The sequence below is a fragment of the Rhizobium leguminosarum genome (assembly GCF_010668065.1).
GTDB classification, from domain to species: domain Bacteria; phylum Pseudomonadota; class Alphaproteobacteria; order Rhizobiales; family Rhizobiaceae; genus Rhizobium; species Rhizobium leguminosarum_S.
Map to the genome: position 1 here is coordinate 110,335 of NZ_WUEN01000008.1, position 12,169 is coordinate 122,503.

Annotated in this window: 11 protein-coding genes; 8 read left to right on the plus strand and 3 right to left on the minus strand. The window is 61.3% G+C overall.

All coding sequences use genetic code 11. The annotated features are described in order from the left end of the window. The first annotated feature begins 56 nt into the window (after positions 1 to 56). Together GR198_RS21805 and GR198_RS21810 are read left to right on the plus strand one after the other, a co-directional pair. Positions 57 to 1,079, plus strand: coding sequence for a LacI family DNA-binding transcriptional regulator (locus GR198_RS21805; protein ID WP_003542973.1), 1,023 nt, complete (start codon positions 57 to 59; stop codon positions 1,077 to 1,079). A 29-nt stretch (positions 1,080 to 1,108) separates the two neighbouring features. After that, positions 1,109 to 2,065, plus strand: coding sequence for a 2-hydroxyacid dehydrogenase (locus GR198_RS21810; RefSeq protein WP_164069577.1), 957 nt, complete (start codon positions 1,109 to 1,111; stop codon positions 2,063 to 2,065). Positions 2,066 to 2,129: 64 nt separating this feature from the next. On the opposite strand, the gene GR198_RS21815 is transcribed toward GR198_RS21810, so the two are convergent. After that, the gene (locus tag GR198_RS21815; RefSeq protein ID WP_164069578.1) at positions 2,130 to 2,909 is read right to left on the minus strand and encodes a gamma-glutamyl-gamma-aminobutyrate hydrolase family protein; all 780 of its coding nucleotides are present in this window, start codon (positions 2,907 to 2,909) and stop codon (positions 2,130 to 2,132) included. A gap of 293 nt (positions 2,910 to 3,202) precedes the next feature. Between GR198_RS21815 and GR198_RS21820 the strand changes: the two genes are divergently transcribed. Next, complete coding sequence (locus GR198_RS21820; RefSeq protein WP_003552852.1) at positions 3,203 to 4,309, plus strand: TRAP transporter substrate-binding protein; 1,107 nt, start codon at positions 3,203 to 3,205, stop codon at positions 4,307 to 4,309. A 77-nt stretch (positions 4,310 to 4,386) separates the two neighbouring features. On the opposite strand, the gene GR198_RS21825 is transcribed toward GR198_RS21820, so the two are convergent. Both GR198_RS21825 and GR198_RS21830 read right to left on the minus strand, forming a co-directional pair. After that, positions 4,387 to 5,880: a TRAP transporter large permease gene (locus tag GR198_RS21825; RefSeq protein ID WP_029871858.1), complete on the minus strand. Its 1,494-nt coding sequence runs from the start codon at positions 5,878 to 5,880 to the stop codon at positions 4,387 to 4,389. Positions 5,881 to 5,901: 21 nt separating this feature from the next. Beyond that, the gene (locus tag GR198_RS21830; RefSeq protein ID WP_029871859.1) at positions 5,902 to 6,441 is read right to left on the minus strand and encodes a TRAP transporter small permease subunit; all 540 of its coding nucleotides are present in this window, start codon (positions 6,439 to 6,441) and stop codon (positions 5,902 to 5,904) included. Between the two features lie 329 nt (positions 6,442 to 6,770). Here GR198_RS21830 and GR198_RS21835 point away from each other — a divergent pair, with 329 nt between their 5' ends. From GR198_RS21835 to GR198_RS21855, 5 genes are all read left to right on the plus strand, one after another. Continuing rightward, positions 6,771 to 9,074, plus strand: a complete 2,304-nt coding sequence (locus tag GR198_RS21835) for a putative bifunctional diguanylate cyclase/phosphodiesterase (protein WP_029871860.1) — start codon at positions 6,771 to 6,773, stop codon at positions 9,072 to 9,074. 146 nt (positions 9,075 to 9,220) lie between these two features. Continuing rightward, positions 9,221 to 9,973 carry an N-acyl amino acid synthase FeeM domain-containing protein gene (locus GR198_RS21840; RefSeq protein WP_029871861.1) on the plus strand — a complete coding sequence of 251 codons (753 nt, stop codon included), beginning with the start codon at positions 9,221 to 9,223 and terminating at the stop codon, positions 9,971 to 9,973. Between the two features lie 265 nt (positions 9,974 to 10,238). Then, positions 10,239 to 10,463 carry an aa3-type cytochrome c oxidase subunit IV gene (locus GR198_RS21845; protein ID WP_003542954.1) on the plus strand — a complete coding sequence of 75 codons (225 nt, stop codon included), beginning with the start codon at positions 10,239 to 10,241 and terminating at the stop codon, positions 10,461 to 10,463. 155 nt (positions 10,464 to 10,618) lie between these two features. Beyond that, on the plus strand, positions 10,619 to 11,767 hold the full coding sequence (locus tag GR198_RS21850) for a Re/Si-specific NAD(P)(+) transhydrogenase subunit alpha (protein WP_029871862.1): 1,149 nt from the start codon (positions 10,619 to 10,621) through the stop codon (positions 11,765 to 11,767). Further along, positions 11,767 to 12,165 (plus strand): proton-translocating transhydrogenase family protein, encoded by a 399-nt coding sequence (locus tag GR198_RS21855; RefSeq protein ID WP_003542949.1) that lies wholly within the window; start codon positions 11,767 to 11,769, stop codon positions 12,163 to 12,165. Before GR198_RS21850 ends, GR198_RS21855 begins: the two co-directional genes overlap by 1 nt. Positions 12,166 to 12,169: the final 4 nt, after the last annotated feature.

A 12,169-nucleotide genomic window follows, 5' to 3' on the forward strand; every position in this document is an offset into this window, starting at 1 on the left:
CCGCGCCGGTTTGCTGGCGGGGTCTTGCTGCGTACGTGCTGCCTGGAGGAGGACACGTGGTCCAGAAGATCAAGCTTTCGACAATCGCCGAAACGCTCGGCATTTCAACGGCGACCGTATCGCTTGCCTTACGCGACAGTCCGCTCGTTGCCGGCAATACCCGGGAGAAGATCAAGGAACAAGCGCGCGCGCTCGGCTATATCTACAATCGCCGTGCCGCCAGCCTTCGGACCTCACGCTCCGGCATCATCGGCGTCGTCGTGCACGACATCATGAACCCCTTCTACGGGGAGATCCTGAAGGCGATCGAAAGCGAGCTCGACCGCAGCCGGCACACCTTCATCCTTTCCAACCATTACGACAATGTCGAAAAGCAGCGCACCTTTATCGAGACGCTGCTGCAGCTCGGCGGCGACGGCGTCATCATGTCGCCGGCGATCGGTACGCCGCCGGAAGACGTGCAACTGGCGGAAGACAACGGCATGCCGGCGATCCTGGTCGCCCGCTCGATGGAAGGGCAGGACCTGCCGACCTATCGCGGCGACGACAGCTACGGTATCTCGCTTGCCACCAACCACCTGATCGGGCTCGGTCATCGCTCGATCGCCATGATCGGCGGCACGGACCAGACATCCACCGGCCGCGATCGCTACCAGGGCTATGTCAATTCGCTGCGCAAGGCCGGCATCGAGGTCGATCCGAACCTGCGCATTCCCGGTCCGCGCTCGAAACAGGGCGGTTTCGAGGCTGCAGTGCATTTCCTTTCGCTGCCGCAGAAGCCGACCGCAGCCGTCTGCTGGAACGATCTCGTGGCGATCGGCCTGATGAACGGCATTGCGCGCGCCGGCCTGGTGCCGGGACGCGATATTTCCGTCACCGGCTACGACGATCTCGAGGAGGCCTCGATCGCTACGCCTGCGCTAACGACCGTCTGGAACGGTCAGGCCGAGGTCGGGCGCCTGGCCGCCCGGGCGCTGCTCGATCGCCTTGCCGGCAGCCATGAGCCTGATGGCATGCATCTGATCAAGCCGGAAATGCGCATTCGCCAGTCCACCAGTCCCCATCGGCCGCGCGCCTGAACCACGACTGCCATCCAAGAGGAAAAGCCATGTCCCGCATCGCCATTCTCGTTCCTGGGAAGATACACGAGCGTGTTCTCGAAAGGTTGAAGGATCGTTTTGAGATTATCGCCGTCCCGCGCGAGGAGACGCTTGCGCTTGACGGCGAGATTGCCGGCCGCGTCCGCGGCGTCGCCGTGTCCGGTTCCTTCCCGGGCGCCTGGATGGACCAGCTGCCGCGCGTCGAGGTGATCGCCAATTTCGGCGTCGGTTATGACGGTGTCGACGTGAAATATGCCGCCGAAAAAGGCATTGTCGTCACCAATACGCCTGATGTGCTGAACGACGAGGTCGCCGATACGGCGATCGGCTTGCTGCTGAACACGGTCCGCGAGTTGCCGCGGGCCGAAGCCTGGCTGCGTGCCGGCAACTGGAAGCCGGGCACGGCCTATCCGCTGTCGCGTTTCTCGCTCAAGGGCCGGCATGTCGGGCTTTACGGCCTTGGCCGCATCGGGCTCGAAATCGCCAAGCGGTTGGAGCCGTTCAAGGTGAAGATCAGTTATCACACGCGTTCGCGCCATGCCGATGTGTCCTACGATTATCACCCGACGCTGAAGGGGCTGGCGGACGCGGTGGACACGCTGATCGCCATCGTTCCGAAGACGCCGCAGACGCACAAGACGATCGATGCCGATATTCTGGCAGCACTCGGTCCTGACGGCATTCTCGTCAATGTCGGCCGCGGCTGGACGGTGGACGAGGAGGCGCTGAGTGCGGCGCTTGCTTCCGGCGCGCTCGGGGCTGCCGGTCTCGACGTCTTCTATGAAGAGCCGACCGTACCGGCCGACCTGTTGGAACCGACAAATGCCGTGCTGCTGCCGCACGTCGCCTCCGCGTCCGTGCCGACACGCAATGCAATGGCCGATCTCGTCGCCGACAATCTCATTGCCTGGTTCGAGAAGGGTGCGGCGCTGACGCCGGTGCCGGAGACGCCGCAGAAGGCTTAGGTGGTTGGCACGGCGCACGATGCTTGCCAAGTAACAGATATGGTGCTTCGCCGGCGCCGCGCCGTCAGGCGATCGCCTGCGCTGACATGATCGGCAGCTTGGCCGCGGCATAGCTGCGGACGGCGTCGCCGAAAGCGGCGAACAGCTGGTTCGAAGACTTGTCGGTTTCAGCCCAATATTCCGGATGCCATTGCACGCCGACGGCAAAAGCCTTGGCGTCGATGACGGAAACGGCCTCCACCGTGCCGTCCTCGGCGATCGCTTCCACCTGCAGGCGCGGGGCGGTTCTGGCGATTGCCTGGCGATGCAGGGAATTCACGCGGATTTCGCCCGGGCCGAGAATGCCGGCGATGCAGGAGCCTTCCTTGACGTGGACGGTCTGGCGAATGGCGTACATGCCGTCCCGATCGACGACTTCCGGCCGGCGGTGGTCCCAGATGCCGGGTTGCTCCTGGATCTCGCTTGCCAGCGAGCCGCCGAGGGCGACGTTCAGTTCCTGGATGCCGCGGCAGATGGCAAGCAGCGGGATAGCGCGGTCGATGGCGCGGCGGATGAGCGGCAGGCTGGTGGCGTCGCGGGCGGGGTCGAACGGGCCGTCCTTATCATTCGCCTCGGCACCGTAGAGCGAGGGATGAACATTGCTGGCCGAACCGGAGACCAGCAGACCATCGACGCGGTCGAGGATCGCATCGGTATCGTAGCCCTCCTCGAAAGCGGGGATGATGAAGGCCATGACACCGGATGCGTTCAATGCGGCACGCAGATATTGATGCTGCACGGCATGCCAGGTCGCGCCGTCGAAGCTGCGGATATCGGCAGGAATGGCAACGATCGGTTTCGTCATATCAGCCCCGGTCAAAATCTCTATTCTCGTCGTTTCTTCGGCCTGATCGGCCGTCAAGTCAACGCTTGGCTGTGTCAGACGGCCAAATTGCGGCGGAAGCGGCACCTGCCTTTCCGGTTTACGGCTAAGCCGCTGATTCTGATGGATACGTGCGGGCTGCCTTATTGCCGTCTTGATGCCAAAGGCTAATAGACTAAAGCTTGAATCGCGGCCCCCGCCATGCTTAGGTTTGCCCTTGCTGCGGGTAGGGGTGAAGATCGCCCGCGCAGTACCATCTATACGGGAGGTTTTTGATGGATCGTCGTTCGTTTTTCAAGAAGGCGGGAACCGCCGGCGCCGGTGCGGTTGCCGCAACGGCATTGGCAGCGCCTGCGATCGCGCAGGAGAATCCGAAGATCGCGTGGCGCATGACATCGTCGTTTCCGAAGAGCTTGGATACGATTTATGGCGGCGCCGAGGACATCGCCAAGCATGTCGCCGCCGCAACGGACGGCAATTTCACGATCCAGCCTTTCGCGGCCGGTGAAATCGTGCCGGGTCTGCAGGCCGTCGATGCCGTTGCCGCCGGCACGGTCGAGGCAGCCCATACCACCTCCTATTATTTCGTCGGCAAGGACCCGACCTATGCCATCGGAACGGCCATTCCGTTCGGGCTGAACAGCCGTCTGACCAATGCCTGGTACTATGAAGGCAACGGCAACAAGCTGATGAATGAGTTTTATGCCACGCAGGGCATGTATGCCCTGCCGGCCGGCAATACCGGTGCGCAGATGGGCGGCTGGTTCCGCAAGGAAATCAATACGCTCGATGACCTCAAGGGCGTCAAGATGCGCATTGCCGGCCTTGCCGGCCGCGTCATGGAGAAGGTCGGCGTCATCCCGCAGCAGATCGCCGGCGGCGACATCTATCCGGCGTTGGAAAAAGGCACGATCGATGCGGCGGAATTCGTCGGCCCCTATGACGACCTGAAGCTCGGCTTCCACAAGGTGGCCAAGTACTACTATTATCCGGGCTGGTGGGAAGGTGGCCCGACGGTGCATGGGTTCTTCAATCTCGAAAAATGGAGCAGCCTGCCCAAGCATTATCAGGCAGCGCTGACCGATGCCTGCGCCTTCGCCAACACCAACATGCTGGCGAAGTACGACACGAAGAACCCGACCGCGCTGAAGCAGCTCGTCGCGGAGGGCGCGACGTTGCGCCCGTTCAGCCAGGAGATCATGGAAGCCTGCTTCCAGGCGGCGACGGGCATCTACAGCGAAATCTCGGGCACGAACCAGTATTTCAAGAAGATCTACGACGACCAGACCGCCTTCAAGCGGGACGCCTATCTGTGGATGCAGCTGTCGGAGTACACCTTCGATACGTTCATGATGATCCAGCAGCGGGCCGGAAAGCTTTAAGCTTTCCGCCGTCGACGCTTCAGACGAGCGCAATAACAAAACCCCGGATCTCCATCCGGGGTTTTGCTTTTGCTGGGCTATTTGGCCGGTGGCGGCGGTGCTCCCGGCAGGCCGTTCAGCGGCGGCAGGGTCAGGCCTGGGATCTGCGGCGAGCCATTGCCGCCGCCGCCCAGTGGCGGCAGGCCGAGCTGGCCGCCGAAGCCCGGGACTTCGATCTTGATCGAGTTCGGGTCAACCTTCGGGCCGTGATCCAGCCAATAGGTGACCGATTGCGGCCAGAAGATCACGATCGCCACCAGGATCAGCTGCATGCCGACCCAGGGGAGAGCCCCCATGTAAATATCCGAGGTCTTGACGTCCTTGCTGGCGATCGAGCGCAGGTAGAAGAGTGCGAAGCCGAAGGGCGGATGCATGAAGCTCGTCTGCATGTTGACGCAGATCAGGACGCCGAACCAGATCAGGTCGATGCCGAGACTGGAGGCGACGGGTGCGAGCATCGGGATGACGATGAAGGCGATCTCGAAGAAATCAAGGAAGAAGGCGAGCACGAAGATGAAGATGTTGACGAAGATCAGGAAACCGACCGGGCCGCCGGGAATGCCCGACAGCATGTGCTCGATCCAGCGCGAGCCGTCCATGCCCTGGAAGACCAAGCTGAAACAGGTGGAGCCGATCAGGATCATCACCACCATGGATGTGATGTGCGTGGTCGATGACATGGCTTCGCGGATCAGCGGCCAGGTGAGGCGGCGATTCATGGCGGCAAGCACAATGGCGCCGACGACGCCGAGCGCGCCTGCTTCCGTCGGCGTTGCAAGGCCCATGAAGATCGTGCCGAGCACCAGGAAGATCAGCACGATCGAGGGGACCATGCCCATCAGCACCTTCATCAGCAGTGCCCAGTTGAAATCGCCGCGCACCTCTTTCGGCAGTGGCGGCATCGATTTCGGCCGGATAATCGACATCACCAGAATGAAGAGCACGAAGATCGTCACCTGCAGGATCGAGGGGCCGATCGCGCCGAGATACATGTCACCGACCGACCTGCCGAGCTGATCGGCGAGAACGACGAGCACGAGCGAGGGCGGGATCACCTGGGTGATCGTGCCCGAGGCGGCGATGACGCCGGTGGCAAGGCGCGGGTTGTAACCGTAGCGCAGCATGATCGGCAGCGAGATCATCCCCATGGTGATGACGGAGGCGGCCACCGTGCCGGTAATCGCGCCGAGTACGGCGCCGACGAGGATGACGGCATAGGCAAGGCCCCCGGGTATACCACCGAAGAGCTTGCCGGTGCCTTCGAGCAGGTCCTCGGCCAGGCCGCAGCGCTCCAGTACCGCGCCCATGAAGGTGAAGAAGGGAATGGCGAGCAGGAGGTCGTTGGAAAGGATGCCGAAGAAGCGCAGCGGCAGAGCCTGCAGGAAGACCTCGCCGAAATGGCCGGTGACGATGCCGATGATGGCGAAAAACAAACCGACGGCGGCGAGCGAAAAGGCGACCGGAAAGCCGTAGAGCATGAAGATGATCATGCCCAGGAACATGGCCGGCGGGATGATGCCGAAATCAAACAAATCCGTGTCTCCCAGCCCGCGTTACTGCAGCGGCTTTTCGTATTTCGTATCGATGCTGATATAGCCGGTGAGCGCTGCGATCCGCTTGACCAGTTCCGAGAGGCCCTGAAGGGAGAGCAATGCGAAGCCGGCGACGAGGATCAGCTTGACGGGCCAGCGGATCAGCCCACCGGCATTGCCCGATATTTCCCCCTGATGGTAGGAGAGCGCGAAGAAGGGCCAGCACAGCCAGGTGAGATAGACGCATGCGGGAAGGAGGAAGACGATGAGGCCGACGATGTCGATCCAGATCTTCGCCCTGTCGGAAACCGAACCATAGATCAGATCGACGCGGACATGTTCATTGTTGCGCAGCGCATGCGAGGCGCCGAGCATGACGACGAAGGCGAAGAGATACCACTGGATCTCCAGCCAGCCGTTCGAACTGTAGTTGAAGGCATAACGGACGATGGCGTTACCGGCGCTGATCAGACAGCAGAACAGCACCATGTATTCGGAAAGTTTGCCCATGAACTGACTGATCGAATCGATCAGCCGGCTTGCGGCCAGAAGTACCGACATTCGCCTCCCCTTATTCTTGTCCCGCCGGTTTTCCGGCAGCTTTTCCCTCTTGCAATCGATGTAGACCACGGCCTTTGAAATTGGAAGGATAAATGCCTCGCGTTGGAGTATAGTCTTAGGTGCGCACGTCGGACCATATGGCCGTCAAATATTTCAACAACCCAGGCGTGGATAAATTATTTCAATAATCTCGCCAGTAGGCTGCAATAACGCGCGTAGGCTGTGCGGTTCACCCTATGGTTTTAGAAAATTTGACCAAATGTTTGATTCCATTGAAATCAATTTTTAAAGGGTTGAGCTTAGAATTCCCGCGCACAGGGAAAGTGTGGATGAAGCCAGATAACCCGAACAGGGTCCCTATAGATGTCTATCTGTCGTTTGTGAGTTCCCTTTCCGGGAACCGCATGACGCTTCTTGTTGGCGTGATCGTGCATGTTGCGACGTGCCTTGCAGTGGCTGCCAAGACGCAGTACTCGATCTACATCCTGCTGTCGGTCGCCTTCCTTCTGGTCTTCGGCGCTCGTATGGCCATCTTCCGGCAGTTCGATCGTGTGGATAAGGAGAGCCTCTCGCACGCCGGCATCGAGCGTTGGGAGTGGATTCTCGTTTCCAGTGGAGCCTGCACCACCGCGCTCCTCGGCCTCGCCAGCGGCTACGCCATCTTCGTCGTGCGCGATTCCTTTGCCGAGCTTGCCTGCATTTCCGTCACCATGGCGACCATGGTTTCCGTCGTCGGCCGCAACTACGGCTCGCGCTTCGCAGTCGACCTCCAGACGTTCTTCTGCTGCCTGCCGATGATCGTCTGCAGCCTGCTGGCGCTGGATTTCTATCGCGGCCTGCTGTCAATCCTCCTCATTCCTTTCTGGCTGACGACGCGGGCCATGGCGAACGGCGTGCGCGAGTTTCTCTATGAGAACGTCATTGCGCGCCGGGAAATCACCATCATTGCCGACCGTTTCGATACGGCGCTCAACAACATGCCGCACGGCCTCGTCATGGTCGATGCCGAAAACCGCATCCAGGTGGTCAATCGCAAGGCCTGCGAGCTTCTGAAGATCGGTGCGCCGGAGCGGCTGAAGGACCGCGACCTCGGCGCCGTGCTGCGCTACGGCGCGCGCTACAGCTTCATGGATGCCTCGCAGCCGGAGCTCATCCTGCGCCAGCTCACCCAGGTCGCCGAGGGTAGCCTGTCGCGCACGCTCATTCATTTTCCCGAGAGCCTGTCGCTCGAATTCTCCGCCAGCCGCAGGGCCGACGGCGGCGCCGTGCTGATCTTCGAGGACGTGTCAAGCCGGGTGAAGGCGGAGCAGAAGATCCTGCACATGGTGCGCTTCGACGCGCTGACCGGCCTGCCCAACCGGCAATATTTCGGCCAGTTGGTGCAGGAGTATTTTGCCAAGTCTCCGAAGAAGAACGGGCCGCTCGGCTTCATGGTGCTCGATATCGACGAGTTCAAACATGTCAACGACATGCGCGGCCATGTGACCGGCGACCATCTGCTCTGCGCTATCGCCGCCCGCATCAAGCAGGCTTCCGGTAATGCCATCCTCGGCCGGCTGATGGGCGATCAGTTCATTCTGTTCTTCCCGCGTGCGAAGGAGCAGGTCTCGCTCGACCGTGAAATCCGCCGCGTTCATGCCGCGATCCAGGGTAACTACGAGGTCGACGAAGTGACTTTTCTCGTTTCGCTCAGCGCCGGCTACGCGATTCTCGAAAGCGACGCGTTCGCGATGGACGAATGGAGCGTCAAGGCGGATCTTGCCCTGTTCGAAAGCAAGTCGCGCTTCAAGGGCGGCATCTCAGGATTCGAGCGGGAGATGGACGGCCGCTATATCGAGCAACAGAAGCTGAAGGCGGATCTGCGCGACGCGGTCTCGGCGCAGGCGCTGCATCTCGTCTTCCAGCCGATGTTCCGGGCCGACGGCTCGCGGATCGAATGTGCCGAGGCCTTGGCGCGCTGGGTGCATCCGGAGAGGGGCTCGATCCCCCCCGATGTCTTCATCCGGCTCGCCGAAGATATGGGCATCATCTCCGACATCACCCGCTTCGTGCTGTTCCAGGCGTGCAGCGAATGCATGAACTGGCCGGAACATATCGCCGTTTCGGTCAACCTTTCGGCGCGGGATCTGCGCGATGCCGACATCCTTTCGGTGGTTGCCGAGGCGCTTGCCCATTCCGGCCTCGCCGCGGCACGACTGCATCTCGAAGTCACCGAGAGCTGCCTGATCGACGAGCCGGCGGCGGTGCGCGCCATCCTGGCGGAGCTCAGGTCCCGCGGCATCACCATTGCCATCGACGATTTCGGCACCGGTTTCTCCAGCCTCAGCTATCTCGACACGCTGCCGCTTGATATCGTCAAGATCGACCGGTCCTTCGTGCGCAACATCGTCGAGGATGCGCGCCGCCTCAAGCTCTTGCGCGGCACGGTCAATCTCGCCCGCGAACTGGGCCTGAAGATTGTCATCGAGGGCGTCGAGACCGAGGAGCAACTGGCGCTGCTCAACAAGCACCGCAGCGCCGATCTCGTGCAGGGTTACGTTTTCTCGCGGCCGGTGCCTTCCCAGAACATCACGCTGCTACAAGAAGGCATCGGCCGCCGCACCGTCCAGCGCCGTCGCAACAAGGTCGCCTGAGCCGCCTGCAAGTGACTGGTTATCCCAGCCGAAAATCTTGCGCGCCGTTAACCTTAATAATTTAAATTCAACCCAAATTTTCAGATTTTCTTGCCTATATATCGGCGGCGTATGATTAATGATCCGTTAACGAGCGGATCGAGAGAATGTCAGACACACTTTTTACGCGTAGCGATTTCAGCAGGAAAATCCTGGAAATTCTAGATCACGTCGAATATCGCCGTGTCGAAAGCAGTGAAGACATGGAGGACATGGAGCGGCTGCGCTACAAGGCCTACAAGGCCCACGACGCGCTGTCGCTTGCCCCGGAAGGTCTATTGGACGATGTCGATTTCGACAGCCATGCCTATATCTTCGGTCTGTACTATTATGGTGAACTGGTCAGTACGATCCGAATTCACTATGTGACGCCGGAGCATCGTATCAGCCGGTCCGGAGAGGCCTTTCCCGAGGCAATGGATGAGCTTTTGGACGCCGGGCTGACCTTGATCGACCCGGCGCGTTTCGCGGCCGATCCGGAGCTCGCCGCCAACATGCCATGGGTTCCCTATCTGACGCTGAGACCCGCCATCGTTGCGGCAGCGTATTTCCGGGCTGACCGCGTTATTCAGTCCGTCCGGCCCCCGCATGCCGCCTTCTACAAACGGGTCTTCTATGCCGATACCATCGTGCCCGGCCGACTGGCGGAGAGTTACGGGGTTGACGTGACGCTGATGGCGACGAATGTGGTCGAGGTCGGGCGCAAGCTGTTAACGCGCTATCCCTTCTTCATCTCCAGCGCCAGCGAGCAGCGTATGATGTTTTCGCGCACTCCGAACGACACGCTGCCGCCGCTCACAATCATTCCGACGGCGCGCTTCGTGCCGCCAGGCGAACTTGGCACCGATCTGCCGCTGTGACTTCCCTGTCTCCGCGATAGAGAGACGATGCCGGTCAGGGCAGATGAGGCGTGGACGACAGGCGAAAACCGCATCTGTCGCCGGACCTCCTTTCATCCGACCGTTGAGGTCGTCTTCTCGTCCGGATGAGGTCGCTGCGACGCGCCTGCGGCATTCTCATGCATTGCGCTTTCGCCAGTCATTGTGTAATCCCTGCAGGAAGGGATTTCCCTCGCTCAAGCTAGGGAATCAAGCAGCGCAGAGGCATTTCAGGGAGACGATATTTATGGCCGAACATCATACCGGACCGGTCGAGACCGGCGCGCCGATGGATTACAAAGAACATGAAAAGACCTACGACATGTTCATCGCCAGCGCGAAATACGGCTCGATGCTTCTCATCGTCCTCCTGCTTGCTATGACCGCCGGTTTCTTCGGCGGCGCCGGCCTTCTCGGCGGTCTCTTCGTCTTTATCATTCTACTCGCTGCCGGCATCTTCCTGCTCCGCTGATCGCGTAGATTCAGAGGGTCAGAGCGTCCTTTGTGCGTCCGATAGGACGCACGGCGCTCTGAGGGGAGGAGAGCTTCTCCGAAGCTTTTTGAATGAGGTGCTTGGCCCGCGCAGGGAAGCCTGCGGCGGTCTGGCTGACCCGGAGGAGGGGGCAGTTGGGCAATATCGTTTTCGTTGCAAGGGAAAACACGGACGAGGAGACGCGCGTCGCCGCCTCCGCCGAGACAGTGAAGAAGATGAAGAATTTCGGCTTCGACGTCGTCGTCGAAGCCGGTGCCGGTGCGGCTTCGCGTATTCCGGACGGGGAGTTCGAGGCCGCCGGTGCCAGGATCGGCAGTTTTGCGGATGCAGCCTCGGCCGACGTGGTGCTGAAGGTGCGCCGTCCCAGCGGATCGGAAATCTCCGGCTATAAAAGCGGCGCCGTGATCATCGCCATCATGGACCCTTACGGCAATGACGAAGCGATCGCGGCACTCGCAAGTGCCGGGCTTTCGGCTTTCGCGATGGAACTGATGCCGCGCATTACCCGCGCCCAGTCCATGGACGTGCTGTCGTCCCAGGCCAATCTCGCCGGTTACCAGGCCGTCATCGAGGCGGCGGCGGTTTATGACCGCGCCATGCCGATGATGATGACGGCCGCCGGTACCGTGCCGGCCGCCAAGGTCTTCGTCATGGGCGCCGGCGTCGCCGGTCTTCAGGCGATCGCGACCGCGCGCCGTCTGGGTGCTGCGGTCTCGGCCACCGACGTTCGCCCTGCTGCCAAGGAGCAGGTCGCCTCGCTCGGCGCCAAGTTCATCGCTGTCGAGGACGAAGAGTTCAAGGCGGCGGAAACGGCCGGCGGCTATGCCAAGGAAATGTCCGCCGACTATCAGGCGAAACAGGCGGCTCTGGTTGCCGAACACATCGCCAAGCAGGATATCGTCATCACCACCGCGCTGATCCCCGGTCGTGCGGCGCCGCGGCTCGTTTCGCGCGCCATGCTCGCCTCGATGAAATCAGGTGCGGTCGCCGTCGACCTCGCGGTCGAGCGCGGCGGCAATATCGAGGGCGTCGTCCCCGGCGAGATCGCCGATGTCGAAGGCGTCAGGGTGATCGGTTTCGCCAACATGCCGGGCCGGGTTTCGGCCAGTGCCTCGGCGCTCTATGCCAAGAACCTCGTCACCTTCCTCGAGACCATGGTCAACAAGGAAACCCGGAGCGTCGTCGTCAATCTCGACGACGAGCTCGTCAAGGCGACGATGCTGACCTATGCCGGCGATGTGGTTCATCCCGCCTTCGGCGGCGCGAAGAAGGGAGACATCTGATGGCCAGTGAAGCAATGGACAGAGCGCTGGAGCAGCTTGACCAGGCGGTGACCGCCGTGATCACGGCGGCGGCACAGGCACCGGAGGCGGCAAGTGCTGCGACCGGCGGGGCGATCGATCCCTTCGTCTTCCAGCTCGCCATCTTCGTATTGTCGATCTTCGTCGGCTATTACGTCGTGTGGTCGGTGACGCCGGCACTGCATACGCCGCTGATGGCCGTCACCAATGCGATCTCCTCCGTCATCGTCGTCGGCGCGCTTCTGGCGGTCGGCATCTCGACCAGCGGGCTTGCGACCGGTTTCGGTTTCGTCGCCCTCGTGCTCGTCTCGGTGAACATCTTCGGCGGTTTCCTCGTCACGCAGCGGATGCTTTCGATGTACCGCAAGAAGGACCGGTGAGGGA

Excerpts from the sequence above, each read along its gene's own strand:
- GR198_RS21810 (WP_164069577.1), top strand. The coding sequence starts at position 1,109 with ATGTCCCGCATCGCCATTCTCGTTCCTGGGAAGATACACGAGCGTGTT.
- GR198_RS21815 (WP_164069578.1), bottom strand. The coding sequence starts at position 2,909 with ATGACGAAACCGATCGTTGCCATTCCTGCCGATATCCGCAGCTTCGAC.
- GR198_RS21820 (WP_003552852.1), top strand. The coding sequence starts at position 3,203 with ATGGATCGTCGTTCGTTTTTCAAGAAGGCGGGAACCGCCGGCGCCGGT.
- GR198_RS21830 (WP_029871859.1), bottom strand. The coding sequence starts at position 6,441 with ATGTCGGTACTTCTGGCCGCAAGCCGGCTGATCGATTCGATCAGTCAG.
- GR198_RS21835 (WP_029871860.1), top strand. The coding sequence starts at position 6,771 with ATGAAGCCAGATAACCCGAACAGGGTCCCTATAGATGTCTATCTGTCG.
- GR198_RS21840 (WP_029871861.1), top strand. The coding sequence starts at position 9,221 with ATGTCAGACACACTTTTTACGCGTAGCGATTTCAGCAGGAAAATCCTG.
- GR198_RS21845 (WP_003542954.1), top strand. The coding sequence starts at position 10,239 with ATGGCCGAACATCATACCGGACCGGTCGAGACCGGCGCGCCGATGGAT.
- GR198_RS21855 (WP_003542949.1), top strand. The coding sequence starts at position 11,767 with ATGGCCAGTGAAGCAATGGACAGAGCGCTGGAGCAGCTTGACCAGGCG.